The organism is Variovorax sp. GW821-FHT09D07 (genome assembly GCF_059416345.1).
The window spans coordinates 396,760-421,917 of the sequence record NZ_JBWKOY010000001.1 but is presented as its reverse complement, the minus strand read 5'-3'; the positions used below and the strand labels follow the sequence as shown (position 1 = coordinate 421,917).

Sequence of the window (25,158 nt, the reverse complement as noted above, 5' to 3'; positions counted from 1 at the left end):
GGGTACGGGCTGGTGACCGAGGGAATCTGAGCGTTTCTAAGCGGGGCGAAGGGCGCGCAGATTCTAGGTGCGGCCTCGATAATCCGCGCCCATGAAACGCCTTGCTCGGTGCCTGTGGCGGTGCGGTTGTCTTGCCGTGCTGGGCCTTCTCTTTTCCACCGCGGCCGCCGCCGGCGTGCTGCGGCTGAATCCGTTGGCGAGCGTCGACAGCCACGGCCAGCTGTCGATGCTGCGCGACCCCGAAGGCCGCCTCAGCGCAGACGAAGCCGCCGCCGCCCCGGGCTGGAAGGCCTTGCCCGGCGCCGTGAACGCGGGCTTCACGCGCGACGCCGTGTGGATCAGGCTCGAGGTGCAGCGCCCGGTCGACGCGCCGCAGCAGCGCTGGCTGGCGCAGTTCAGGAACGCACTGCTCGACGACGTGCGGCTGTATCGCCGGGACGACACCGGCCGCTGGCAGCTGGCCGTGCAGTCCGGCGAAGACATCGGCCGCGAGCACTGGCCGGTGGACGCGCGCAACGTGCAATTGCCGCTCACGCTGGAAGGCACCGAACCCACGCCGCTGCTGCTGCGCCTGCAGTCGCGCAATGCCATGTCGACCACCATCGGCTTTGCCGCACCCGAGGTCTACGCGGGCACCGCGCGGCGCGAGTACCTCTTCTACGGCCTGGGCTTCGGATTCGGCCTGATGCTGCTCGCCTTTCACACGCTGTTCTGGCAGATGACGCGCGAGCGGCTGAGCGCGTGGTACCTGGTCTACGTGGCGAACGCGCTGCTGGTCGAGTTCCTGACGGCCGGGCTGCCGCAGCAGCTGCTGGCCATGCCCGCGCGGCTGTCCGACCTGCTGCTGAGCCTGTCGATCTGCGCCGGCGTGGCTATCGGCATCCGCTTCGCCGGCATGCAGCTGGGCACCGACGTGCAGTGGCCGCGCTTCACCCGCGTGGCGGTGCGCGTGGTGGGCCTCGTGAGTGCCATCGCGGTGGCGCTGGTGCTGGCCGGCGCCAACGGCCTGGCCATGCAGGCGGTGCAGGGGACGGCGATGCTGTGCATCGTCTACCTGATCGGCGCCGCGCTGTGGCTGCTGCCGCGCGACCAGGGCCAGGCGCGGGCTTTTCTCGTCATCTTCGGCATCTACTACGTGGGCGTGATGGTGAGCTTCCTGCGCAACCAGGGCTGGCTGCCGGCCGGCGCCTGGACCGACAACGCGACCGCCGTGGGCACGCTGCTGCACCTGCTGCTCATGAGCATGCGGCTGAACCGCCGCTACGACCAGCTGCGCCGCGAAAAGGAAGCCGCGCAGGCGCGCCTGGTGCACGTGGTCGGCCGCCAGAACGACCGGCTGGAAGACGAGGTGCGCAAGCGCACGGCCGACCTGCGTGGCGAGATCGAGCAGCGCCAGCGCCTCGAGGTCGACCTGCGCGCCGCGCTGGAGACCGAGCGCCGCGCCAAGCAGTCGCAGGTGGACTTCGTCGCGATGGTGTCGCACGAGTTCCGCACGCCGCTGGCGATCATCCACACCACCGCGCAGCAGATCGCGAAGAACCTCGACGCAGCGCGCGAGAAGACGCTGGCACGCTGCCTGAACCTGCGCGCCGCCGCGCAGCGCATGACCGCGCTGGTCGACGAGTACTTGACCTCCGATCGCATGGAAGCCGGCCAGACGCCGTTCCAACCGCGCCCTTGCGAGCGCGATGAACTGCTGGAACTGTTCGAGGACCTGGTGGCGGACTGGCCCGACGGCCGCGTTGTGTGGCACGACGGGCAGTTGCCGCCGCAGCTGGTGTGCGACCCGGGGTTGCTGCGCGTGGCGTTGCGCAACCTGCTGGCCAACGCCGATCGCCACACGCTGGCGGGCCGGGCCATCGTGCTCGATGTGGTGCCGGCGGAAGCGGGCGGCCTGGACATCCGCGTGAGCAACCCCGGCGACGCGATTCCGCACGACGAGGTGCCGCGGCTGTTCGAGAAGTACTTTCGTGGCCGGCAGGCGGCGCGCTCACCGGGCGCTGGCCTCGGTCTGTACCTGGTGCACCAGATCGCCGAGCTGCATAGGGGCCAGGCCCGGCTCGACAGCGCCGGGCAGGACGGTCACGTGCGCTTCAGCCTCGCACTGCCTTGAGAAGAGACCGCAGCTTCAGCGCAGCATCGACGACATCGCCGAACAACAGTTCAGCATGCGCACCGCCGACTCCACTGTTTCAGCGGTGAAGCGCAGCGTGACGCCATCGACGCGCTCGAAGCTCGGCCACTGGCAGAACAGGTCGGCCATCATCGGCGACTGGGTGCGCAGCGTGACCACCTGCGGCCCCTGGAAGACCAGCGGGCGTGCATGGGCGCGCGCGGCCAGCCCTTCGATCACGCCGGCGCGGATCGCCTGGCGCGACTGCTCCGGCGACAGCGACACGCCGCTGTTGAAGCCGGTCGCCTTCTTGGTCTGCACGAAGCTGGCATGCGGGAAGAATGCCCGGTTCTCGGAGATGAACACGTCGTCGCCGCTGGCCATCACCACGGGCACGCCGTATTCGCCGGCCAGCGCGCCGTAGATTCCGGCTTCGCCGAGTTCCTGGTCGCCCAGCCGGATGCCCGCGAAGGCAAAGCCGTTGATCGTGTGCGCGAGGATGCCGCGGCCCTGTGCGCGCGAGTGGTAGCCCACCATGCACAGCGCGTCCACGCCTTCTTCCACGCCGGCCACCATGCTCAGGTAGCGCGGCTTGCCCTGCACCACGCGGGCGCGTGCGTCGAGCACGTCGGGCGGCATGTTGCGAAAGCCGCCGTGCGAGTCGTTCACCAGCACCTCGGTGGCACCGGCGTCGAAGGCGCCGGCAATCGCGGCATTGGCCTCCTGCGCCATCAGCACGCGGGCGCGTTCGTACTCGGGGTTGCCCTGGCGCGCCTGCTCGTGGTGGTAGACGCCAGCCACGCCTTCGATGTCGGTGGAGATCAGGACTTTCATGGACGTGTGTTTCAGGCGAGAGGTGAAAGGGAAGACGCCGGCAGCAGTTCGCCGAGCGCGGCGCGGTGGTTGCCGTCGCGGCCCGTGACCGGCGTGGCGCGCCACAGCGCATGAAGTATGGCCTGCTCGGTGCTGTCGGCCGCGGCCTGGAACAGCCCGTCGAGCCGCGTGTCGTGCAGCATCGCCACGGCCGGCATGGGGCGGTCGGCGCGGTCGGGGATCGTGTAGGCCGTCGAGAAGGCCAGCACCAGGTCGCCGCTGCCGTGGCCATAGACCGAGCCGGTGCGGGCCAGTCCCGCGCCCGCGCGCAGTGCCAGGCGGCGCAGCTGGCGCGCATCGAGCGGCGCATCGGTGGCAACGACGATGATGATCGAGCCCTTCTCGGGCTCCGCCGCTTCCTTCGATGCCTGCAATGCCGCGAGCCGTTCGCCCACCGCGTGCCCAGCCAGCACCAGCTGCGGCTGGCGCCCGTAGTTCGCGAGCACCAGCGTGCCCACCGTGTGGGTCGTGCCGTCGGCCATCGCCACGCGGCGCGACGCGCTGCCGATGCCGCCCTTGAGCTGGAAGCTCGACATGCCGCGTCCGGCGCCGACCGAGCCCTGTTCGAAATCGACCCCGGCGGCGTCGAGCGCCTGCAGGTAGTCGGCCTCGGTCACGGCCAGCCGCTGGATGTCGTTGAGAAAACCGTCGTTGCACTCGAAGACCAGCGGGTTCACCGTGGGCAGCGCGCGGCCGGTCTCGGGGTTGGCCGCCGCGCAGTGGCGGATCTGCGCCGTCGCCACGGTGCCGACCGAGAAGGTGTTGGTCAGCGCGATCGGCGTTTCCAGCACGCCGAGCTCGGTCAGCTGCACCAGCCCCACGCTCTTGCCGAAGCCATTGAGCACCACGGCCGCGGCCGGCACCTTGTCGCGGAACGGGTCGCCCGCATGCGGGCGGATCACGGTCACGCCGGTCTGCACCGGGCCGTCGGCCAGCGTGCGGTGGCCGACCGTGACGCCCGCGACGTCAGTGATGGCGTCGCGCGTGCCCGCAGGCAGGGTGCCGATGAAGGGCAGGGAGGTCGTCGAGGCCATGAAGAGAGAGAAAAGAAGAACGGGCTTACTGGCGGTCGATCTTCGGATCGAGCGCGTCGCGCAGCGCATCGCCCAGCAGGTTGAAGGCCAGCACGGTGAAGAAGATGGCCAGGCTGGGGAACAGCGCCACGTGCGGCGAGGTCACCATGTCGGCGCGGGCTTCGTTGAGCATCGCGCCCCACTCGGGCGTCGGCGGCTGCGCGCCCATGCCCAGGAACGAGAGGCTGGCCGCCGTGATGATCGAGGTGCCCACGCGCATCGAGAAGTACACGACGATCGACGAGATCGTGCCCGGCAGGATGTGCCGCACGATGATGGTCCAGTCGGACGCGCCGATGCTGCGCTCGGCCTCGATGTAGGTCTGCTGCTTGAGCACCAGCGTGTTGCCGCGCACCAGGCGCGCAAAGGCCGGCACGCTGAACACCGACACCGCCACCACCACGTTGGTCATGCTGCTGCCCAGGATGGCCACCACGCCCAGCGCCAGCAGAATGCCGGGGAAGGCGAAGAGCACGTCCGAGATGCGCATCACGATGCGGTCCCACCAGCCTTCGTAGTAGCCGGCCAGCAGGCCGAAGGCCGTGCCGATGATGCCGCCCACCAGCACCGACAGGAAGCCGGCCGCCAGCGAGATGCGCGTGCCCGCCAGGATGCGGCTGAAGATGTCGCGGCCCAGCGGATCGACGCCGAACCAGTGCGTGGCCGAAGGCCCGCTGTTCAGCATGTCGTAGTCGAAGAAGTTCTCGGGATCGAAGGGCACGATCCACGGTGCGAACACCGCGATCACCACCAGCAGCAGCACGAAGATGGCCGCCACGATGCCCACGGGCTGTTTCTTGAAGCGGCGCCAGCATTCGCCCCAGGGCGTGCGGACCTTGCCAGCGGTCAGCGCAACGGCAACGGGGGACAGTGGAACGATGGATTCGGCAGACACGCCGGTAGCTTGCGTCATGGCTGCGTGCTCACTTGTAGCGGATGGTCGGGTTGATGTAGCCGTACAGCACATCGACCACGAGGTTGATCAGGATGAATTCGAGCGAGAACAGCAGCACCAGCGTCTGGATCACGGGGTAGTCGCGCATCTGCACGGCATCGACCAGCAGGCGGCCCAGGCCGGGCCAGTTGAACACCGCCTCCACAAGAATGGAGCCGCCCAGCAGGAAGCCGAACTGCAGGCCCATCATCGTGACCACCGGGATCAGCGCGTTGCGCAGCGTGTGCTTGAACACCACGCTGGTTTCGTGCACGCCCTTGGCGCGCGCGGTGCGCACGAAGTCTTCCTGGATCACTTCGACGAAGGAAGCGCGCGTGAAGCGCGCCATCACGGCCGCGACGGCCGCGCCCAGCGTGATCGAGGGCAGGATGTAGTGCTGCCAGGTCGCGGCGCCCACCGTGGGCAGCCAGCCCAGCTGCACCGAGAAGATCTGCATCAGCAGCATGCCCAATGCAAATGCGGGGAATGAGATGCCCGACACCGCCAGCGTCATGCCGATGCGGTCGGGCCATTTGTTGCGGTACACCGCCGACACGATGCCGATCCCCATGCCGAAGATCACCGCCCACACCATGCTGGTGATGGTCAGCATCACCGTCGGGAAAAAGCGCTCGGCAATCTCCGTCGACACCGGCCGCCGCGTGCGGATCGAGGTGCCGAAGTCGCCTTGCACCATGTGGGTGAAGAAGCTCACGAACTGCTGGGGCAGCGGCTTGTCCAGCCCGAGCTCCGAGCGCACCATGGCCACGGTCTGCTCGTCGGCATCCTGGCCGGCGGCAAGGCGCGCCGGGTCGCCGGGGAGCATGTGGACGAACAGGAACACCAGCACTGCCACGATGAGCAGCGTGGGGATCAGGCCCAACAGTCGTTTGAGGAAGTAGTTCAGCATGGGATACGGTTGTCGCGAGCGGGCGATGGCGCGGTGCCACCGCCCGCCGGACAGTCAGTCAGGAAAACGAAGGAGGCGCGATCAGTTCGACACGGACATCGCGTCGATGTTGATGTTCGCATCGGGCATCACGAACACACCCGACAGGCGCTTGGCGTGCGCCGACAGGTTCTGCTCGGTGACCAGCGGCACGCGCGGCAGGTCCTTGCGGATCTCTTCCTGTGCGGTCTTGTACAGCGCGGCCTTTTCCTTGTCGTCCACCGTCACGAGCGCCTTGGCGATCGCGGCGTCGACCACGTCGCTCTTGTAGAACGACATGTTGTTGAGCTTGGGCGCCCACGACTCGGAAGCGAACAGCGGGCGCAGGCCCCAGTCGGCTTCACCGGTCGACGACGACCAGCCCGTGTAGTACATGCGGACCTTGGCCGTCTTCGGATCGGGCCAGGCATCGACCTGCTCGGTGCGCTGACCCACTTCGAGCGCCTGCACCTGCAGCTTGATGCCCACCTGTGCGAGCTGCTGCTGCACGAACTGGATCGTCTTCTGGCTGGTCGTGTTGTTGTAGGCGCTCCACAGCACCGACTCGAAGCCGTTGGGGTAGCCGGCCTCGGCCAGCAGGGCCTTGGCCTTCTTCACGTCGTAGGGAATGGGCGCCATCTTCTCGGCGAACTTCACGCCCTGGGGCATCACGCCCTGCGCGGGGAAAGCGTAGCCGCCGAAGGCGACCTTCGACAGCGCTTCCTTGTTGATGGCGTAGCCGATGGCTTCGCGCACCTTCGGGTTGTCATACGGCTTCTGCAGCATGTTGAAGGCCAGGAAGCGCGTGATGATCGAGGGCGATGCCACCACTTCGAGCTTGTCGCTCTTCTTCAGCAGCTCGGCCTGCTCGTAGGGAATGGGGAAGGCAAAGTCGGCTTCGCCAGTCTGCAGCATTGCGGCGCGCGTGTTGTTCTCGAGCACCGGCTTCCATTGCAGGTTGTCGACCTTCGGGAAGCCCTTCTTCCAGTAGCCGTCGAACTTCTTGGCCTTCACGGCGTCGGTCTGCTTCCACTCGACGAACTCGAAGGGGCCGGTACCCACGGGGTGGAAGGCGATGTCCTTGTTGCCCCACTTCTTCAGCGCGGTGGGCGAGATCATGGCGGCCGAGGCGTGGGCCAGCGAGTTGATGAAGGGGCCGAAGGGCTCCTTCAGCGTGATGCGCACGGTGGTCGGGTTCACGGCCTCGACCTTGCCCACGCGGTTGAACTGGTTGTAGCGCAGCAGCTTGTTGTCCTGGTTCAGCACGCGGTCGAGCGTGACCTTCACGGCTTCGGCGTTGAAGTCGGTGCCGTCGTGGAACTTGACGCCGCTGCGCAGCTTGATGGTGTAGACCAGGCCGTCCTTGGACACGTCGTAGCTCTCGGCGAGCACGTTCTGCACCTTCAGGTCCTTGTCGAACTGGAACAGGCCTTCATAGAAGGTCTTGGTCACGGCCGTGGTGATGGTCGTGTTGGTGTTGTACGGGTCCAGCGTTTCCGGCTGGTAGCCGATGGCCAGCACCACGTCTTTGGCAGCCAGTGCCGAGCCCGAGGCGGCGAGCGCGGCCAGGCCCAGCAGTGCGGATGCCCAGCGCAGGGAGGAAGAAGATTGCTTCATGGAAGAACTCCAGTCGGTTCGTGGAAAAAATGCAGGGGGCCTGCGGGTGAAAAAACGGTTCGGAATCAGAAGGCGCCGCCAATGGCGTGCCGTGCCACGAAGTGGCCGGGCGCAACCTGCACCAGCGGCGGCACGTCGGGCTCGTCGCCCACGGCGCGGATCGGGCTGGGAATCTCGCCTTCGAGCAGTGCGCGCGGCTTGTGGCGGCGCGACGGGTCGGCCACCGGCACGGCGGCCATCAGCTTGCGCGTGTAGGGGTGCTGCGGCGCTTCGAACACGGCGCGACGCGGTCCGATCTCGACGATCTGGCCCAGGTACATCACGGCCACGCGGTGGCTGATGCGCTCGACCACGGCCATGTCGTGCGAGATGAACAGGAACGCCACGCCCAGCTCGCGCTGCAGGTCGAGCATGAGGTTGACGATCTGCGCCTGGATGGACACGTCGAGTGCCGACACCGATTCGTCGGCCACCACCACCTTCGGGTTCAGCGCGAGCGCACGCGCGATCGCGATGCGCTGGCGCTGGCCGCCCGAGAACTCGTGCGGATAGCGCTGCGCCACCTCGGGCGGCAGGCCGACCTTCTGCAGCAGCCAGTCGACGCGCTGTTGCGCCTCGGCGCCCTTGGCGATGCCGTGGATGAGCAGCGGCTCCATGATCGAGAAGCCCACCGTCACGCGCGGATCGAGCGAGGCGAAGGGGTCCTGGAAGATGAACTGGATGTTGCGGCGAAGCGCCTGCAGCTCGCGCGTGGGCAGCTCGCGGATGTTCTTGCCGCCGAACTCGATCGCGCCGCTCTGGCTCTCGACCAGGCGCAGCAGCGAGCGGCCCGTGGTCGACTTGCCGCAGCCTGATTCGCCGACCAGCGCCAGCGTTTCGCCGGGGTAGAGGTCGAAGCTGATCTTTTCCACCGCATGCACGCGGCGCTTCACGCGGCCGAAGATGCCGCTGCGCACGTCGAAGCGCGTCACGAGGTCGCGCACGCGCAGGATCGGGCCGGCGTCTTCGCGCACGGTGGTCTGCGGCGTGGTGTCGGTGCAGGGCACGGTCTCGGTGCTGTCTTCGGTGCGCAGCAGTTCGAACTTGGCCGGCAGGTCGGTGCCCTGCATCGCGCCGAGCTTGGGCACGGCCGACAGCAGCGCCCGGGTGTAGGGGTGCTGCGGCGAGGCGAACACGGTGTCGGAGCTGCCGGCTTCCACCTTGTCGCCGCGGTACATCACGAGCACGCGGTCGGCAATTTCGGCCACCACGCCCATGTCGTGCGTGATGAAGAGCACGCCCATGCGCATCTCTTTCTGCAGCTCGCGGATGAGCTGAAGAATCTGCGCCTGGATCGTCACGTCGAGTGCAGTGGTGGGCTCGTCGGCAATCAGCAGCTGCGGCTTGCACGACAGCGCCATCGCGATCATCACGCGCTGGCGCATGCCGCCCGAGAGCTGGTGCGGAAAGCGGTCGAGCACGTTGCGCGCTTCGGGGATGCGCACGAGTTCGAGCATGCGCAGCGCCTCGGCGCGCGCCGCCGCATTGCTCTTGCCCTGGTGGATGCGGATGGCCTCGGCGATCTGGTCGCCGGCGGTGAACACCGGGTTCAGCGAGGTCATCGGCTCCTGGAAGATCATCGCGATGTCGGCGCCGCGGATGCCGCGCATCGTGCTGTCGCGCGCCTGCGCCAGGTCGAGCACTTCGCCGTTGCGGCGCCGGAAGGCCATGCTGCCGCCGAGGATGCGGCCACCGCCGTGCTCCACCAGCCGCATCAGCGCGAGCGAGGTGACCGACTTGCCCGACCCCGATTCACCCACCACCGCGAGCGTTTCGCCGTGGTCGACGTGGAAGGACAGCTTCTTGACGGCGTCGACCGTGCGCTCGGAGGTCGAGAAGCGCACGGTGAGGTCGTCGACGGCGAGGACGCGGCCGTCGGGCAGGTTCAGGGCAGGGGAGGACATGGCGGATGCGAGGAAAAAAGGAGCGGGCGTCAGGCGAAGATGGCGGTGACCGGGGCTTCATCGCCGCGCGCGTGGCCGCGGTACATGCCTTCGGTGTTGAAGGCCAGGCTCAGGTTGCCGTGGCGGTCGACGGCGATCAGGCCGCCGGTGCCGCCGATGGTGGGCAGCGACTCGTGCACCACGGCATGCGTGGCCGCTTCGAGCGTGGCGCCGCCGTAGGCCATGCGCGCGCAGATGTCGTAGGCGGCCGCGACGCGGATGAACATTTCGCCGCTGCCGGTGCACGAGATGGCGGCCGTGCGGTCGTCGGCGTAGGTGCCGGAGCCGATGAGCGGCGTATCGCCGACGCGGCCCACGCGCTTGTTGGTCATGCCGCCGGTCGAGGTGGCGGCGGCCAGGTGGCCGTGGATGTCGAGCGCCACGGCGCCGACGGTGCCGAACTTCTTGTCTTCGTCCAGCGGCGGCTTGGTCATGGCGGCGCCTTCGTGGTCGGTGACCACGCGGCCCGTGTCGCGCACGCGGTACAGCTGCTGGCGGCGCGCGTCGGTCGAGAAGAAGAAGGGCTCGACCATCTCCAGGCCGCGGTCGCGCGCGAAGGCCTCGGCGCCCGCGCCGGCCAGCAGCACGTGGGCGCCGTCCTCGAGCACGGCGCGCGCGGCGCGCACCGGGCGGCGCACATGGCTCACGCCGGCGATGGCGCCGGCCGCGAGCGTGGCGCCGTCCATCACGGCGGCGTCGAGTTCGTGCGTTTCTTCGTGCGTGAACACCGCGCCGTAGCCGGCGTTGAAGAGCGGGCAGTCTTCGAGCATCTCGACCGCCAGGCAGGTGGCGTCGAGCGCGGGCATGCCTTTGAGCAGCGCGGCCTGCGCGGCGCGCACGATGGCCTGCAACGCGTCGTGGTAGGCCTGCGCCTGCTCGGGGTTGGTCGTCGAGGCGCTGATGGTGCCGGCGCCGCCGTGGATGGCGATGACGGGCGTGACGTTCTTCATCGGGAAGCTTTCTTCTTTTTCTTGCCGGCGTCGGAAGCGACGGCGGCGGGGAGGGAGGGCATGGAGACTTCGCCGCGCGCATGGCCCTGGCCCAGCCCGCCGTGCAGCCACGGGCGCACCGCCTGCAGGATGCGGCCGGCCGACTGCGCCGCGCCGGGCGCGCGCAGGGCGACGGCGCTGGTCAGTGCCTCGATCAGCGCGAGCACGCTGGTCTCGCAGTTGGGGCGGTAGCTGGTTTCGGTCTGGCCGTACAGCACCACGTCGGCCAGCGGCGCGATGGGCGAGCTGGGGCGGTCGGTCAGCGCGAGCACCGCGCAGCCCTGGCCGCGCGCGATCTGCGCCAGCGCCACCGTGTCGGTGAGGTAGCGCGGAAAGGTCAGGCCGATGAACAGGTCCTGCGGCCCCGCATGCATCAGCGTGCGCGCCGAATGCGTCACGCCGCTCACGCTGGAGAGCATGCGCACGTCGCTGCAGGAACCGTCGAGCCCGTGCTGCAGCAGCCCCGCGAGCCAGGCGCTGGCGCCGAAGCCGCCGATGTAGATCGAGCGGGCCTTCAGGATGCGCTGCACCGCGGCCTCGCAGGCGGCGTAGTCCAGCGACTGGCGCGTGGCTTCGATGTTGCGGCGGCTCTCGTCGAGCGCCGTGGCGAACACCTCGGCCACCGTGGTCGGGTGTTCCAGGTTGCCGCGCAGCCGCTCGACCGGCGCCACCAGCGGCTCGAAGCCGCGCACGAGCTCGGCGCGAAAGGCGGCGTAGCCGTCGAAGTCCAGCGCGCGCGCAAAGCGGTTGGCCGTGGCCACCGACACGCCGGCCGCGGCGGCGAGCTCGTCGATGGGCAGCGTCGCGACCTGCAGCGGATGCCCGAGCACGAAGTCGGCCACCTGCCGGTGCGAACGCGTCAGCCGCGGCAGCGCCTGCGCAATGCGCTGGGCCACGGTGGTGCCTGGGGTGTCGACGTTGGTGCTCATGGGGCGGGCGATGCACCGGGAAGGGTGCGAGTGATGTAAATCGGTTTACAAATATATGTCAGTTATGAAAATTTTCTGTCATTTCCGAGCGTGAATGCAAATACTGGGCCAGAAGAGAGGGTGTTTTGAGGGTTTACCCCGAGTCGAATCGGTCGGGGTCGGGTGGGCGCAGGTTCGGCGTTTCCCCAGGCGATACACTCCCGGCCGCACGTCAAAAAAAGGCGTGCACGGGATTGGCGTCCCGAATCACCTCTGCGTTTTCAACGGAGGCCATTCATGGCTGGTTCTGCCTGCTCACTCACGCCATCTCCCGCATCCCCTGACTTCGGCGTTGCCGAAGCTTTCGCTCTTCAGGCGTGCGACGACACCGACAGCCTGCGCGAAGTGCTCTGCGCCTACGCGTGTCTCGAAAAACTCATCGTGCCGCTTGAAGTGAGCGACACGGAGCAGCTCAACCCGACTCGCAGTGAACTCAGCGCGTTGCTGCGCCTGGTCAATGACGAGTTGAGCCGCCGCATCGAGGCCGTCGACAAGACGGTTCATGCGATGCGTGGCGCGTTGACTGTCGCTGCTGCGTACTAACGGACAGTTGAATGTCCTTCGTCACGGGGCGTCCCAAAGAGCGCGCTCGCGCTGTTCGTCAAAATGCGGACAGAAAAGGGAGCCATGCAATGAAGACAGAGGAAGCGAGTGACCAAGGTTCTGCGCTGGGCGGGCGAATCCTGAAGGTCGACCACGCCGGAGAGCAGGGGGCGGTGAACATCTACAGGGCGCAAATCTTCATGGCGCGATGGACCGCGCCTTCGCTGGTGCCTGAACTGCGGGAGTTCAAGTCCCACGAAGAAGGGCACCGGGCGTTGTTCGCGGCCGAACTGAAGCGCCGGGGCGTTCGTCGCTGCCGCAGCTACTGGTTGTGCGGCATGGGTGGCTGGGTGCTCGGCCTGATCACCGGGTTGCTCGGTCGTCATGCGATTTCGGCCACCACCGTCGCTGTCGAGCGCGTAGTGCTTGGGCATCTGAAGGCCCAGTTGCGCGAACTCGCGGGGAAGGACGAGGCGGCCGTGCGCACCATCTCGCAGATCGTGGAAGAAGAACAGCTGCACCACGACCAGTCCGCATCGCACGTGCAGGCCAATCACCTCTGGACGCGGGTCCTGAGTCCCGTGGTCGCGCTGTCGACCGAGTCCGTCATCTGGCTCGGGATGCGCCTCTGAGTTTTTTAATTTGTCGGCCACGTAGACAAAGGAATTAATCGCCGAGGCTGAACGCGCATCACGGCGTTGACGCCCTCGTGCCCAACCCCGAGTATCCCGAGCGGTGCGATTGGCACCGGGGAACGAGGAACCAAACAATGAGACAGGAATGGCTTCGCCGCGCGTGCGCGGTGATGGGCGGCTTTGTGCTGGTTGCGGCCCTGTCCGCCTGCGGCGGCGGTGGGGGCGGAGGAGGTGGCGGGGGCGGTGTGCCGCTGATCCTGCCGCCGACGGGCACGGCGCCGGTGCAGCCGGCGCCTTCGGCCAATGGCCGGGTGGTGTCGGACACCGTGACGTCGAGCGTCAATGGCGTGCGCTACCCGATCGAGGTGTTCATTCCGGCCGCCTACGACAGCAGCAGCGATGCCGTGCCGATCATCTACGCCTTCGACGGCGACGCGACCAACGGCCTACCCGACACGCGCTTCACGAACCTCAAGAACGTGCTGCTCAAGCGCGGCACCAAGGCCATCCTCGTGGGCATCGGCTACACCGCGCGCCGGCAGGAGGACTACAACTTTCCGGGCGCCAACGCGTACCACACCTTCCTCACGAAGGACCTGGTGCCGTTCATCGAATCGAAGTACCGCGCGGACCCGAAAAAACGCATGCTCACGGGCCTGTCGACCAGCGGCAACCTCGCGGCCACGGCGCTGTTCCTGGAGGCGCCCGACAACCTCGTGTTCTCGTACTTCATTTCCATCGAGGCGGCCTTCTGGCAGCAGGAGGCTGAGAACAACGCGCTCGAAAAGAAGATGTTCGACGCGCTCGCGGGCCGGCCGCTGCCTGTCACGCTGATCTTGGCGCACTGCGCCAGCGGTTGCAACGAAGTGCCGGTGAAGGCGATGTACAAGCGGATGTCCGAGCGGGGCTACGTGGGGCTGCAGCTCATCGACACGGAGTTCAATTCCACGCACGTGGGCACGGACGTGCTCGCGTTCGACGACGCGATCGTGCGGATCTTCAAGTAAGGCTTTGCGGCGAACCGGGCAACCCGGTTCGCGCCACATGCTCAGTTGGCGGAAGGACTCGGCGGGTAGCCGGCTTCCGTCAACACCGCCACCAGCGAGGGGCGGTCTTCGGTGGTGTCGATGCGCACCGTTCTTTGCTTCACATCCACTTCGAGCCTGGCCTGCGGGTCCAGGTCCTTGACGGCCCGGGTGATGCGGCCGGCGCAACTGCCGCAGGTCATCGACTGGATTTCAAACGCTTGCATGGGGTGAGTCCTTTCAAAAGAGTGGCTCGCAGTGTCAAGCTTGGCATCGTGTGAAGGTCAAGCGCGTCGAGCACCTGACCCCTGGCGTGCCAAGGTCATGCGCCGTTTGCGTTTGACTCTCTCATGGTGTGAAGGTTGAGACTTCGCGCTTTTGGCTCGAAGGAGAACCCCATGGAACATCCCACGGCGCCGGCTGCTGCGGCGCGCTTGTCTCTAGCCGATGTCGTTGCGCGCTCCGGTGCGTCTGCGCGGCTGCTGAGCGATTGCGAATCGCTCGGGCTGCTCGACGACACGGCGCACGCCGGCCGCTACGACGAGCGCGCCGTGTCGACGCTGCGCTTCGTGCGGCGCGCACACACGCTGGGTTTCGACACGCAGGAAGTCGTCGAGCTGCACGCCCTGTGGCAGGACGGACGCCGCGCAAGCTTCGACGTGAAGCGTGTCGCACTCGAACGCGCCGACGACCTGGCCCAGCGCATCGAAGAGCTCGCGCACATGAAGCGCCTGCTGGAGCGCCTGGCCCACTGCTGCGAAGGTGACGAGCGTCCGGAGTGCCCCATCCTCGATGAACTGGCGGGGCTCAAGGGCTTCGCCGGCTGCGAAGCACGGCGTGCCTGAAGCCGATCCTCAACCCGGAATGTTCGGCTCGACCAGTTGCGCCAGCGCGACCAGCGACTCCTGCCAGCCCAGGTAGCACATCTCGACGGGAATCACGTCGGGAATGCCTTCCTGCACGACGGACATGTCCGTGCCGCACGAGACCGCGGTCAGGACCACCGTGGTCTTCATCGTGCCCGGCAGGTGGGGATCGTCGAAGCTCGCGTCGTAGGCAATGCGCTGGCCGGGCACGAGTTCCAGGTACTTGCCGCCGAACGAATGGCCGTGGCCGGTGCCGAAGTTGGTGAAGGACATGCGCCACGCGCCGCCCACCACTGGCTCCATGGTGTGGACCTTGCCGGTGAAGCCGAAGGGCGGCAGCCAGCGCTCGAAGGCGCCGGGCTCCACGAAGGCACGGTAGAGCTTGTCGGGGGTGGTGCGCAGCACGCGGTGCAGGCGAACGGTGTTGGTGGCCATGGTTGCTTTCTCCTGATGAAGTACAGAGGACGACCCTCTGTGATGACGTCGGATGAGCCCGCTGCGATTCGACAGGTGCAGGATCAGGAAAAACCCTGAGCCCGCACGCTGCGCCTCAATCGATGAACCGCGCGACGATGTCCTGGAACGACGGCAAGTCCATCTGCGTGTGGCCGCCTTCGTAGCCCTTCAAGCTCAGCTGCAGACCTTTGTAGTTGCGCGCGGCGATCTGGTCGCGCAGCGCGGTGATCTCCGGGCCGCCGACGTTGCTGATGGCATAGCCCAGCAGCAGGGTCACGGGAATGTCGCGGGTGCTGCTGTTGGCGTACATCTGGCTTTCGAGCGGATCGAGCTGGCCGCGCGCGCCGGCGGCGGGCGGATCGGACGCGAAGAAATGCTGGAAGGTGAACGTGCCCGCCGCGCCTTCGGTGAAGAAGGCGATGACCGTGAAGACGCCGCCGTTCGACAGGCCCGAGAGCATGCGCCTGGCCGGGTTGGCCCGGTAGTTCGATTCGACATGCGGCACCAGCTGGCCGGTGAGGAAGTTGTGGTACGCCTTGGCGCCCGGCATCAGGTAGTCGGTGTTGCGACGCGAGGTGCCGCCGATGCCGACCACGATGGCTTTCTTGCCGGCCTTCTCGAGGATGTCGGTGAAGTTCTGGAAGCGCGTCACGCTCTGGTTGTAGACCGCGTCGCCGTCGGTGATGTAGACCGTGGGGTAGCTCGCCGTGGCGCCGTCGTAGCCGGCCGGCAGGTAGACCTGGATCGGGTAGGTCGCGTCCGTGGCGGTCGACTTCATCGAGCTGCTGACCACCCGCCCGCGCCCGGTGTCCGCGGGCGGTGGCGTCGGCGTGCCTCCGACCGGTGGCAGCGGCAGCATCGCCGCACCGCCTCCGCCGCCTCCACCACCCCCTCCGCCGCCGCAACCTGACAACCCCAGCAGCAGGGCGCAGCCTGCTGTGAACATGAGCCGGCGAAGAATCCCTCTTGTCTGCATGTGGTGTCCTTATTGGTGAGAACCGTGGTGGCGGAAGCCGGGGCGATCTTAGGGGCGATGGGGTGCGGTTGTCTCGACCGTCTTCTGCATGAACACACTCAACGGATCGTCCGGGTAGTCGCCGAAGCGCTCGCGCCGCGCATACCCCGCGCGCGCATAGAACGCGAGCGCCTCGGGCTGGCTCACGCCCGTCTCCAGCCGGAACATCGCGCATCCGCGCGCCGCCGCTTCGGCTTCGAGAAAGCCCAGCACCTTCGCCGCGACGCCTTGCCCGCGGTTCTGCGGGCGCACGTACATGCGCTTGAGTTCGCCGTAGCCGGGGTTCATGACGACGGCGCCGCAGCCGATGGCCGTGCCGGCCGCGTCGCGCGCGACGGCGAACAGCACATGCGCAGCCGACAGCGCGGCGATGTCGATGCCGTAGTGGCTCTCGGGCGGGTACAGCGGCTTCTGGTACGCGTCGAGGTCGTCGATGAGCTGGATGACGTCGGGCTGGTTCGGGTTTTCGATCGAGATCTGCATCGTTCGATCGTACCGAGCCGAAGCGCTGCAAAGCCCGACGCGCGACGGGGTTCTCCACGGCGGCCAACAATGGCCGCGTCATTCATCTTGTTCGTCAGTTCGTTGATTGAAGGAGTAGAACTTTGGAATACCGTCATCTGGGCAAATCAGGCCTCAAGGTCCCCGTGTTGAGCTTCGGCACCGGCACCTTCGGCGGCAAGGGCGAGTTTTTCAGCGCGTGGGGCAGCACCGACGTGGCCGAGGCGCGCACGCTGATCGACATCTGCATGGACGCTGGCGTGAACATGTTCGACAGCGCCGACATCTACTCGGGCGGCGCCGCCGAATCGGTGCTGGGCGAGGCGATCAAGGGCCGGCCGCGCGACCGGCTGCTGATCTCGACCAAGGCCACCTTCCGCAGCGGCGAGGGCCCGAACGACGTGGGCTCGTCGCGTCACCACCTCGTGCAGGCGGTCGATGCGTCGCTGAAACGGCTGGGCACCGACTACATCGACCTGTTCCAGCTGCACGGCTTCGACGCCAGCACGCCGGTCGAAGAAACCCTGTCCACGCTCGACGACCTCGTGCGCGCGGGCAAGCTGCGCTATGTGGGCGCGTCGAACTTCTCGGGCTGGCACCTGATGAAGTCTTTGGCGGTGTCGGAGCAGCGCGGCTATGCGCGCTACGTGGCGCACCAAGCCTACTACTCGCTGGTCGGGCGCGAGTACGAGTGGGAGCTGATGCCGCTGGCGCAAGACCAGGGCGTGGGCGCGGTGGTCTGGAGCCCGCTGGGCTGGGGCCGGCTCACGGGCAAGATCCGCCGCGGCCAGCCGTTGCCGGCCAACAGCCGCCTGCACGTGACGGCCGACATGGGCCCGCCGGTGCCCGACGAGCTGCTGTATCGCGTGGTCGAGGCACTCGAAAAAGTTGGCGCCGAGGTCGGCAAGACGGTGCCGCAGGTTGCCCTCAACTGGCTGCTGCAACGCCCGACGGTGTCCAGCGTGGTGGTCGGCGCGCGCGACGAGGCGCAGCTGCGCCAGAACCTCGGCGCGGTGGGCTGGAACCTCACGCCGGCGCAGGTGGCCGAGCTCGACGCGGCCAGCGCGACCACGCGCACCTACCCGTACTGGCACCAGCAGGGCTTCAAGGAGCGCAACCCGAACCCCGTCTGACCGGGTTCAGTCGGGTGTCAGCCCCAGCACCCACTGCTTGAACTGCTCCAGCGCCCCGGAGGCCGGCCGGCCTTCGGGGTACGCGAAGTAGTAGCCCTGGTGCACGTCCAGGTGCCGGTCCACCGGGATCACGAGTTCGCCGGTGCGCAGTTCCTGCTCGACCAGGATGCGCGGCGCCAGCCCCACGCCCATGCCCGCCGCCGCGGCGGCCACCACCATGGTGAACAGCTCGTAGCGCGGCCCGCGCGAGGCATGCACCGTGTATTCCCATTCCTGCTGCGCGTACCAGTCGCGCCAGGCATGGGCGCGCGTGCTCAGGTGCACGTGGCGGCAGCGCTCGAAGCCGGCTTCGTCCCACCGGGCGTGCGCGTCACGGAACGCGGGGCTGCAGATGGGCACCATCTCGCCTTCGGAAAAGATCAGCCCGCCGCGCGTGTTCGGCCAGAACTGGTCGCCGAAGTAGATCGCCGCGTCGTAGGCGTTTTCCTGGAACGAGAAGGGCTGCGAGCGCGCCGACAGGTTCACCGTGATGTTCGGGTGCAGCCGGCTGAAGTCGGGCAGCCGCGGGATGAGCCATTGCGTGGCGAAGGTCGGCACCACGGCCAGCTCGAGCACGAAGCCCATCTCGTGGCCGGCGCTGATCTCCAGCGTGTCGCGGCGGATCTGGTCGAGGTGGCGGCGGATGCGCGCGGCGTACTCGCGGCCCACGTCGGTGAGCGTCAGCCGCTTGCGCACGCGCGAGAACAGCGGCACGCCCAGGCGCTGCTCCAGCATCGCCACCTGGCGCCCGACGGCGCTTTGCGTGAGCGCCAGCTCGGTCGCCGCGCGGGTGAAGCTCCCCAGGCGCGCCGAGGCCTCGAAGGCCTGCAGCGCGCCGAGGTTGGGAATGTCTTTTCTCATCGCGCTATTCTGGCGGGAGCGTGCGCGGCCCGGGCAACGAACCGGGCCCGCACATCGAAGACACGGAAAGGCATTACATGCGGCGTGTGGCGATCATCGGCGGCGGGGCCATCGGCTCGGCCATCGCGTACTTCCTGGGCGCCGACCCGACGGGCGAGGCCTTCGACATCACGGTGGTGGAGCGCGACTTCTCGTACCGGCAGGCCTCGTCGGCGCTGTCGGCCAGCTCGATCCGGCAGCAGTTTTCCACCGCCATCAACATCGAGATGTCGCTCTACGGCATCGAGTTTTTCCGCACGCTGGGCAAGACCCTGCGCGTGGGCGACGACGCGCCGGACATCGGACTGACGGAACCCGGCTACCTGTACCTGGCCTCGCCGGCAGGCGTCGACGTGCTGCGCGAGAACCACGCGACGCAGAAGGCGCATGCGGTGGACGTGGCGCTGTTGACGCCCGAGGAATTGAAGGCGCGCTTCCCGTGGCTCTCGACCGAGGGCATCGCGCTCGCATCGCTCGGCCTCTCGGGCGAGGGCTGGTACGACGGCTACAGCCTGCTGCAGGCCTTTCGCAAGAAGGCGGTGTCGCAAGGCGTGCGCTATGTGCAGGCGCAGGCGACGGGCTTGCGGCGCGAGGGCCGCCGCGTCACCGGCGTGCAGATCGACGGCGGCGACACGCTGCAGGCGGACATCGTCGTCAACGCGGCGGGTGCGTGGGCGGCGCCGGTCGCGCAGTGGGCCGGCATCGCGCTGCCGGTGCACGGGCGACGCCGCAGCGTGTTCAGCTTTTCATGCCCGAGCACCTTGCCGGGTTGCCCGCTGGTCATCGACACCTCGGGCATCTGGCTGCGCCCCGAAGGCCGCCAGTTCATCTGCGGCTTTGCGCCGCCCGAAGACCGGGACCCCGACGACGCGCCGCTCGAAGTCGACCACGAGGCCTTCGAGAACTTCATCTGGCCGGCGCTGGCCGAACGCATCCCGGCCTTCGAGGCCGTCCGCATGACGGGCGCCTGGGCCGGCTACTACGAGATGAACGTGTTCGACCACAACGCAATCCTCGGCCTGCACCCGGACTGCGACAACCTGTACTTCGCGAACGGCTTCTCGGGCCACGGGCTGCAGCAATGCCCGGCGGCGGGGCGCGGCATCGCGGAGCTGATCCGCTTCGGCGGCTACCGCAGCCTCGACCTGTCGCCGCTGTCGTTCGCGCGCATCCTGGAGAACCGGCCGCTGCGTGAGAAAAACATCATCTAGCTGTGCTGCTCCGCCGGCTTGATGTCCCCGACGGGCGACAGCAATGCCGGGTCGAAGGCGGCGAGCGCGCGGCCTTCCTTCAACCGTTTCGGCCAGTCGGGGTTCGACAGCGCGCCGCGTCCCAGCGCCACGAAGTCGGCACCATCTGCGAGCGCTGCCTCGGCGCGCCCCGGATCGTGCAGGCTGCCGTTGGCGACGATCGCAAGGCCGGGCGCGTGGCGGCGCGCGAGCTGCAGCAGGCTCGGCCCCGCATCGCCGAAGGCCGGTCGCCAGGCTTCGAACTCGGTGACGTGCAGGTAGTCGATGCCGCTGTGCGCCAAAGCCCCGAACACCGTCGCCGCGCCGGCCTCGGCTTCCGGCCACTTGTGGCCGAAGTCGTTGACCTTGCCTTGTGAGATGCGCACGCCGACCGGCGCCGAGGCGCCCAGCATCTGCCGCACGGCACGCACCACCTCGGCCGTCAGCTGCACGCGCTGCGCGAGGGCGCCGCCCCAGCGGTCGGTGCGCGTGTTGGTGTGGCCGGTCAGGAACTGGTCGAGCAGGTAGCCGTTCGCGCCGTGGATCTCCACGCCGTCGAAGCCCGCCACTTCCATCGCCAGCAGCGCGGCCCGGGCGAAGCCGCGAATCGCTTCGGCGATGTCGGCATCGGTCATCGCGCGGGGTTCCGGGTATTCGCCTTCGCCGCGGTAGGCCGTCATCTGCGTGCCCAGCGGGCGAACGGCCGACGGCCCCGCCGTGTGGGCGCGAAAGCGGTTGAACTGCGACAGCGCGCCCGCATGCATGAGCTGCGCGATGGCGCGCCCGCCCGCGCCCTGGATCGCCTTCACCACCGGGCGCCACGCGCGGGCCTGTTCGCCATCGATCAAGCCGGGCTGGCGGGCATAGCCTTGCGCGTACGCCGTGTCGGTGTAGATGCCTTCGGTGATGACGAGCCCGAAACCGCCCCGCGCAAATCGCTCGTAGTAGCGGGCCATGGTGCCGTTGGCGTGGCCCTCGGGCGAGGCGCTGACGCGCGTCATCGGCGCCACGGCGAGCCGGTTGGGCAGCCGCAGGCCGTGCAGCGTCGCCGGCGCGAGCAGCGGCGTGCTCATCGGGCGTCTCCGGGCGCGACGGCGATGGCCTCGATCTCGATCATCGCGTCGGGCGAGTACAGGCCCGAGACCTCCACGATGGTGTCGGCCGGGTAGGGCGCCGAGAACCATTGGCGGCGCAACTCGACGATCTTCGGAAAGTGGCTCATCGAGGTCAGGAAGATCGTCACCTTGACCACGTTGCCCAGGGTTGTGCCTGCGGCCCGCAGCACGCGGTCGAGGTTCTTGAAGGCCTGCTCGGCCTGGCGGTCGAAGTCGCCCTTGCCGACGATCTCGCCGTCGTCGCCGATCGCGGCCTGGCCGGACACGAAGACCAGGTTGCCGAGCTGGATGGCCTGCGACAGCAGGAAGGGCGCGTAGGGGTCGGGTTGCGTGTGGATTTGCTTGGGTTGGAGTTGCATGACAGGTGCCTTCTATGGTGAATTTCAGATCAGCCGTGGAAGTGGTTTCTTCCCGCGACCCCTGAAATTTAGGGATGAAGAGGGCGCCCGACAAAGGCTGATTTTTCAGCCAATGGATGAGTTGAGCTAATCTGTCTGCATGCGAAGACTTCCTCCCCTGGGCGCATTGCGCGTGTTCGAGGCCGCGGCCCGCCGGCTGAGCTTCAAGGCGGCCGCCGACGAACTGCACGTCACGCCCACCGCCGTCAGCCACCAGATCAAGCAGCTCGAGGAAACGCTCGAGGTGCGGCTGTTCGAACGCGGCACGCGGCAGGTGCACCTGACGGCTGCCGGGCACCAGCTGTTTCCCGCGCTGCGCGACGGCTTCGACAGCTTCGAGCGCGCCGTCGACGGCGTGCGCCGCCTGAAGGGCACGCGCATTGCCACGCTGTCGTCCACGGTCGGGTTCATGGCCCGCCGGCTGGCGCCGCGCGCGGGCACCTTCCGCGACCTGCACCCCGAATGGACGCTGCGGCTGGACGCCACCAACCAGGTCGTCGACCTCGACACCGAGGCCGACGCGGCGATCCGCTACGGCAACGGCCGCTACGCCGACCTGGTCGTCGAGCCGCTGTTCCAGGACCACTACGCGCCGGTCTGCAGCCCCGCGCTGGCGGTCGCAGCGCGGCAGGACCTGAAGGCCGTCTCGCTGATCCATTTCGAATGGGGCCGCGCGGGGCGCGACGAAACGCTGGCGCCCGTGTGGCGCACCTGGCTCGCGCGCGCGGGCCGCACCGACGTCGATGCGCAGGCCGGCCTGTCGTTCACCGAAGAGATCCACGCGGTGCAGGCCACGGTCGCGGGGCAGGGCGTCGGCCTGCTGAGCCTGGCGCTCGTGGCCGACGAGCTGGCGTCGGGCCTGCTGGTGCAGCCCTTCGAACTGTCGGTGGAAAGCTACCGCTACGACCTGGTCTACAGCCCGCGCGCCGCCACCCGGCCCGCGACGGCGGTGTTGCGCGACTGGGTGCACCGCGAGTTCGGCGCTGGCGAAAAGAAGGCATAGTGGCAGGCATGACTGCCCAGACCCTGTACGCGCAAAAGCGCGTTTCCGCCGCCGATGCCGTGCGCCAGGTGCGCAACGGCGACATGATCATCGTGCCCACGGGCGTCGGCGAGCCGCCCTCGCTGCTCACGGCGCTGTCCGAGCAGCGCCGCGACTTCCGCGACGTGAAGGTGGCGCAGATCCTGGCGATGCGCAAGTACGCCTACATCGACCCCGAGACGGTCGAGCACGTGCGCCACGTCGCGCTGTTCTTCGGCGGTGCCACGCGCGCGGGCGGGCAGGCAGGCTGGATCGACTTCATTCCCAACTACTTCTCCGAGATCCCGGCGCAGATCGAGCGCGGGCAGATCGCGGCCGATGTGGTGTTCAGCATGGCCTCGCCGATGGACGCGCACGGCTACTTCGCGCTGAGCCTGGGCCCCGACTACACGATGGCCGCCGTGGCGAAGGCCCGCGCGGTCGTGCTCGAGGTGAACCCCAACGTGCCCCACGCGCACGGCAACTGCCACGTGCATGTCTCGCAGGTGGCGGCGCTGGTGGAAAGCAGCGAGCCCGTGATGGAAGTCGGCCTGCCCAAGATCGGCCCCGTGCAGGAAGCCATCGGCAAGCACGTGGCCGACCTGATCGACGACGGCGCCACCTTGCAGATCGGCTACGGCGGCATTCCCGACGCGGTGGTGATGCAGCTCACGGGCAAGCGCGACCTGGGCATCCACACCGAGATGATCGGCGACGGCATCCTCACGCTGGTGGAAAGCGGCGCGGTCACCAACCGCCGCAAGAACTACCTGCCGGGCAAGTCGGTCGCGACCTTCGCGCTGGGATCGAACAAGCTGTACCGCTTCATGGACCGCAACCCGGGGCTGGAGATGCACCCGGTGAACTTCACCAACGACCCGGCGCTGGCGGGGCTGAACGACAACCTCATCGCCATCAACGCCACCATGCAGATCGACCTGCTGGGCCAGTGCGGCTCCGAGAGCCTGGGCCACGCGCCGTACTCGGGCACGGGCGGGCAGTCGGACTTCGTGCGCGCGGCCAACCGCTCGCGCGGCGGAAAGGCCTTCATCGTGCTGCCTTCGACGGCCAAGGACGACACCATCTCGCGCATCGTGCCCTCGCTGTCGCCCGGCACGCACGTGAGCACGAGCAAGAACGACATCAACTACGTCGTCACCGAACATGGCGTGGCGCAGCTGCGCGGCAAGTCGGCAAAGCAACGGGCGCAGGAGCTGATCGCCATTGCGCACCCGAACTTCCGGGCGGAGCTGACGGAGCAGGCGAAGCAAGCCAGGCTGCTGTGAAACGCTGGTGCGTCATCGGGACGCTGGCGCTGGTACAGGCCCTGGCTGGCTGCGCCAGCTCGGGAAGCCAGGTCGACTCGGGGTTGTGGCATCACAACGCCGGGTTGTCGAATCAGGCCATTCCGCGCCTCCTCTCCGGCGTGCCGGCCCTGGAGCGCAGCAACCCCGCGGACCCGCGCTTGCCCACGGCGTACGTTGCACTGGGCGACCTAGCGTCGGCGGATCGCAGCTTCGACGCAGCCGACGGCTTCTACAAGAAGGCGCTGCAGGCCGCACGCACCTACCACCCCGCCAATGCCACGCTGAATCGCAACGCGCGTGTGCATGGCGGCAACTTCCTGCGGGCGCAGGGGCGCAACGCCGAGGCCATCCCTCTGCTGACGGAAGCGGTCGCCATCTCTGAAGGCGATGCCTCCATGCCGCGTATCCTGTACGCCATCGATCTCGACAACCTCAGCGTGGCCTACGGTTCCTTGCCGGACGATGCACAGGCTCAGCAACTGAGCCAGCGTGCGCTCGATGTGCTGGACGGCATCGAGCAGACCCACGCCGTCAAGGCCGCGCGTGGCGTCGTGCTCTACAACGCGGCCTACCGGCTGGCGGAGAAGGGCCAGGACGCGCAGGCGGAAACCTACTACCGCCAGTCGCTGGCGGCCGTGTCGGCCTACGGCGAGAAGTGGCGGGCACGTGTCGTCCGGGACGCCTATGCCAAACTGCTCAGGAAGATGGGCCGTGAGGCGGAGGCCACAGCGCTGGACGCGAAGCCCTAGCTGACCTTGGCCGCCCGCACCAGCGACGGCGTGGCCTTGTAGCTCTCGGGGAACAGCTTCTTCAGGTCGTCGATCTTCGGCAGGTCGTTGATCGCGATGTAGGGCTGGTTCGGGTGCAGCGTGAGGTAGTCCTGGTGGTAGTCCTCCGCCGCATAGAAGGGCTTGGACACCTCGACGGTGGTCGCCAGCGGCTTGTTGCCGAAGGTCTTGGCCTGGTTCAGCTGGGCGATGTAGGCGTTGGCGATGCGGGCCTGTTCGGCGTTTTCGGCGAACACGGTGGAGCGGTACTGCGGGCCGGTGTCGGGGCCCTGGCGGTTGAGTTGGGTGGGGTCGTGCGCCACCGAGAAGTAGATCTGCAGCAGCTTGCCGTAGCTGACCTTGCGTGGGTCGTAGCTGATGCGCACGGCTTCGGCATGGCCGGTGCGGCCGGAGCCGACCTCGTTGTAGCGCGCGGTGCGGGCCTCGCCGCCCGCGTAGCCAGAGAGCGCATTGCTCACGCCTTCGACGCGCTGGAACACGCCCTGCACGCCCCAGAAGCAGCCGCCTGCGAACACGGCGGTGGCGGTGGTGGCGCCTGCGGGTGCGGTGAGGTCGACCGTGGGCGCGGGCACGCGGCGCGCGGTCTCGGCAAAGGACGGGGCTGCGTGCCAGGCGAAGGCGGCAACAGCGAGCGCGCCGGCGGCGATGGCGAAGGATTTCATGGCGGTCTTTCGTGGGGAGCGCAGATGAGAGAACAGTGATCCCGATCC

At 68.0% G+C, this 25,158-nt stretch carries 26 protein-coding genes; 10 read left to right on the top strand and 16 right to left on the bottom strand.

Going from position 1 to position 25,158, the window contains the following annotated elements; all coding sequences use genetic code 11:
• Window positions 1-91 precede the first annotated feature (91 nt).
• Window positions 92-2,113: a sensor histidine kinase gene (locus tag AC07OX_RS02005; RefSeq protein ID WP_495259699.1), complete on the top strand. Its 2,022-nt coding sequence runs from the start codon at window positions 92-94 to the stop codon at window positions 2,111-2,113.
• 15 nt (window positions 2,114-2,128) lie between these two features.
• Here AC07OX_RS02005 and AC07OX_RS02000 read toward each other — a convergent pair whose 3' ends face one another.
• The 8 genes from AC07OX_RS02000 to AC07OX_RS01965 all read right to left on the bottom strand — a co-directional run bounded on the left by AC07OX_RS02000 (window position 2,129) and on the right by AC07OX_RS01965 (window position 11,438).
• Window positions 2,129-2,947, bottom strand: a complete 819-nt coding sequence (locus tag AC07OX_RS02000) for a M55 family metallopeptidase (RefSeq protein ID WP_495259698.1) — start codon at window positions 2,945-2,947, stop codon at window positions 2,129-2,131.
• An 11-nt stretch (window positions 2,948-2,958) separates the two neighbouring features.
• Window positions 2,959-4,020 carry a DmpA family aminopeptidase gene (locus AC07OX_RS01995; protein WP_495259697.1) on the bottom strand — a complete coding sequence of 354 codons (1,062 nt, stop codon included), beginning with the start codon at window positions 4,018-4,020 and terminating at the stop codon, window positions 2,959-2,961.
• A 25-nt stretch (window positions 4,021-4,045) separates the two neighbouring features.
• Window positions 4,046-4,972 (bottom strand): glutathione ABC transporter permease GsiD, encoded by a 927-nt coding sequence (gsiD, locus tag AC07OX_RS01990; protein ID WP_070060869.1) that lies wholly within the window; start codon window positions 4,970-4,972, stop codon window positions 4,046-4,048.
• A gap of 10 nt (window positions 4,973-4,982) precedes the next feature.
• Window positions 4,983-5,903, bottom strand: a complete 921-nt coding sequence (gsiC, locus tag AC07OX_RS01985; RefSeq protein ID WP_095950158.1) for a glutathione ABC transporter permease GsiC — start codon at window positions 5,901-5,903, stop codon at window positions 4,983-4,985.
• A gap of 81 nt (window positions 5,904-5,984) precedes the next feature.
• Complete coding sequence (gene gsiB / locus AC07OX_RS01980; protein WP_062472518.1) at window positions 5,985-7,538, bottom strand: glutathione ABC transporter substrate-binding protein GsiB; 1,554 nt, start codon at window positions 7,536-7,538, stop codon at window positions 5,985-5,987.
• A 65-nt stretch (window positions 7,539-7,603) separates the two neighbouring features.
• Window positions 7,604-9,481: a dipeptide ABC transporter ATP-binding protein gene (locus AC07OX_RS01975; protein WP_159276736.1), complete on the bottom strand. Its 1,878-nt coding sequence runs from the start codon at window positions 9,479-9,481 to the stop codon at window positions 7,604-7,606.
• A gap of 29 nt (window positions 9,482-9,510) precedes the next feature.
• Window positions 9,511-10,470 (bottom strand): isoaspartyl peptidase/L-asparaginase family protein, encoded by a 960-nt coding sequence (locus tag AC07OX_RS01970; protein ID WP_495259696.1) that lies wholly within the window; start codon window positions 10,468-10,470, stop codon window positions 9,511-9,513.
• The gene (locus AC07OX_RS01965; protein WP_062472523.1) at window positions 10,467-11,438 is read right to left on the bottom strand and encodes a MurR/RpiR family transcriptional regulator; all 972 of its coding nucleotides are present in this window, start codon (window positions 11,436-11,438) and stop codon (window positions 10,467-10,469) included. The genes AC07OX_RS01970 and AC07OX_RS01965 overlap by 4 nt, the downstream gene beginning before the upstream one ends.
• Window positions 11,439-11,714: 276 nt before the next feature.
• Between AC07OX_RS01965 and AC07OX_RS01960 the strand changes: the two genes are divergently transcribed.
• The 3 genes from AC07OX_RS01960 to AC07OX_RS01950 all read left to right on the top strand — a co-directional run bounded on the left by AC07OX_RS01960 (window position 11,715) and on the right by AC07OX_RS01950 (window position 13,662).
• A complete protein-coding gene (locus AC07OX_RS01960; protein WP_495259695.1) occupies window positions 11,715-12,020 on the top strand; it encodes a hypothetical protein in 306 nt (101 codons plus the stop codon).
• An 89-nt stretch (window positions 12,021-12,109) separates the two neighbouring features.
• On the top strand, window positions 12,110-12,652 hold the full coding sequence (locus AC07OX_RS01955; protein ID WP_062472527.1) for a demethoxyubiquinone hydroxylase family protein: 543 nt from the start codon (window positions 12,110-12,112) through the stop codon (window positions 12,650-12,652).
• A 137-nt stretch (window positions 12,653-12,789) separates the two neighbouring features.
• Complete coding sequence (locus AC07OX_RS01950) at window positions 12,790-13,662, top strand: alpha/beta hydrolase (RefSeq protein ID WP_082818027.1); 873 nt, start codon at window positions 12,790-12,792, stop codon at window positions 13,660-13,662.
• Between the two features lie 41 nt (window positions 13,663-13,703).
• Here AC07OX_RS01950 and AC07OX_RS01945 read toward each other — a convergent pair whose 3' ends face one another.
• Window positions 13,704-13,907: a heavy-metal-associated domain-containing protein gene (locus tag AC07OX_RS01945; protein ID WP_495259694.1), complete on the bottom strand. Its 204-nt coding sequence runs from the start codon at window positions 13,905-13,907 to the stop codon at window positions 13,704-13,706.
• A gap of 171 nt (window positions 13,908-14,078) precedes the next feature.
• Here AC07OX_RS01945 and AC07OX_RS01940 point away from each other — a divergent pair, with 171 nt between their 5' ends.
• On the top strand, window positions 14,079-14,525 hold the full coding sequence (locus AC07OX_RS01940; protein ID WP_139705911.1) for a MerR family DNA-binding protein: 447 nt from the start codon (window positions 14,079-14,081) through the stop codon (window positions 14,523-14,525).
• 9 nt (window positions 14,526-14,534) lie between these two features.
• Here AC07OX_RS01940 and AC07OX_RS01935 read toward each other — a convergent pair whose 3' ends face one another.
• From AC07OX_RS01935 to AC07OX_RS01925, 3 genes are all read right to left on the bottom strand, one after another.
• Window positions 14,535-14,981, bottom strand: coding sequence for an SRPBCC family protein (locus tag AC07OX_RS01935; RefSeq protein ID WP_307588679.1), 447 nt, complete (start codon window positions 14,979-14,981; stop codon window positions 14,535-14,537).
• Window positions 14,982-15,096: 115 nt separating this feature from the next.
• Window positions 15,097-15,978 carry an alpha/beta hydrolase gene (locus tag AC07OX_RS01930; protein WP_495259693.1) on the bottom strand — a complete coding sequence of 294 codons (882 nt, stop codon included), beginning with the start codon at window positions 15,976-15,978 and terminating at the stop codon, window positions 15,097-15,099.
• Window positions 15,979-16,026: 48 nt separating this feature from the next.
• Complete coding sequence (locus AC07OX_RS01925) at window positions 16,027-16,500, bottom strand: GNAT family N-acetyltransferase (RefSeq protein ID WP_062472540.1); 474 nt, start codon at window positions 16,498-16,500, stop codon at window positions 16,027-16,029.
• Window positions 16,501-16,622: 122 nt separating this feature from the next.
• On the opposite strand from AC07OX_RS01925, the gene AC07OX_RS01920 reads away from it, so the two are divergent.
• Window positions 16,623-17,651, top strand: a complete 1,029-nt coding sequence (locus tag AC07OX_RS01920; protein WP_070060858.1) for an aldo/keto reductase — start codon at window positions 16,623-16,625, stop codon at window positions 17,649-17,651.
• Window positions 17,652-17,657: 6 nt separating this feature from the next.
• Here AC07OX_RS01920 and AC07OX_RS01915 read toward each other — a convergent pair whose 3' ends face one another.
• Window positions 17,658-18,551, bottom strand: coding sequence for a LysR substrate-binding domain-containing protein (locus AC07OX_RS01915; protein WP_062472543.1), 894 nt, complete (start codon window positions 18,549-18,551; stop codon window positions 17,658-17,660).
• Window positions 18,552-18,628: 77 nt separating this feature from the next.
• Here AC07OX_RS01915 and AC07OX_RS01910 point away from each other — a divergent pair, with 77 nt between their 5' ends.
• Window positions 18,629-19,801 carry an NAD(P)/FAD-dependent oxidoreductase gene (locus tag AC07OX_RS01910; protein WP_495259692.1) on the top strand — a complete coding sequence of 391 codons (1,173 nt, stop codon included), beginning with the start codon at window positions 18,629-18,631 and terminating at the stop codon, window positions 19,799-19,801.
• Here AC07OX_RS01910 and AC07OX_RS01905 read toward each other — a convergent pair.
• A complete protein-coding gene (locus AC07OX_RS01905) occupies window positions 19,798-20,892 on the bottom strand; it encodes an oxidoreductase (protein ID WP_495259691.1) in 1,095 nt (364 codons plus the stop codon). The genes AC07OX_RS01910 and AC07OX_RS01905 overlap by 4 nt on opposite strands.
• Complete coding sequence (locus tag AC07OX_RS01900; protein WP_354342123.1) at window positions 20,889-21,293, bottom strand: RidA family protein; 405 nt, start codon at window positions 21,291-21,293, stop codon at window positions 20,889-20,891. The genes AC07OX_RS01905 and AC07OX_RS01900 overlap by 4 nt, the downstream gene beginning before the upstream one ends.
• A gap of 139 nt (window positions 21,294-21,432) precedes the next feature.
• Here AC07OX_RS01900 and AC07OX_RS01895 point away from each other — a divergent pair, with 139 nt between their 5' ends.
• Genes AC07OX_RS01895 through AC07OX_RS01885 form a run of 3 tightly spaced genes read left to right on the top strand, consistent with a single transcriptional unit; the run spans window position 21,433 to window position 24,409 of the window.
• Window positions 21,433-22,335 (top strand): LysR substrate-binding domain-containing protein, encoded by a 903-nt coding sequence (locus AC07OX_RS01895; RefSeq protein ID WP_495259690.1) that lies wholly within the window; start codon window positions 21,433-21,435, stop codon window positions 22,333-22,335.
• Window positions 22,336-22,343: 8 nt separating this feature from the next.
• Window positions 22,344-23,639 carry an acetyl-CoA hydrolase/transferase family protein gene (locus AC07OX_RS01890; RefSeq protein ID WP_495259689.1) on the top strand — a complete coding sequence of 432 codons (1,296 nt, stop codon included), beginning with the start codon at window positions 22,344-22,346 and terminating at the stop codon, window positions 23,637-23,639.
• Window positions 23,636-24,409 (top strand): tetratricopeptide repeat protein, encoded by a 774-nt coding sequence (locus AC07OX_RS01885; RefSeq protein ID WP_390343672.1) that lies wholly within the window; start codon window positions 23,636-23,638, stop codon window positions 24,407-24,409. Before AC07OX_RS01890 ends, AC07OX_RS01885 begins: the two co-directional genes overlap by 4 nt.
• Here AC07OX_RS01885 and msrA read toward each other — a convergent pair.
• Entirely contained in the window at window positions 24,406-25,110 is a 705-nt protein-coding gene (gene msrA / locus AC07OX_RS01880; RefSeq protein WP_495259688.1) for a peptide-methionine (S)-S-oxide reductase MsrA, read from the bottom strand. The genes AC07OX_RS01885 and msrA overlap by 4 nt on opposite strands.
• Between the last annotated feature and the right edge of the window lie 48 nt (window positions 25,111-25,158).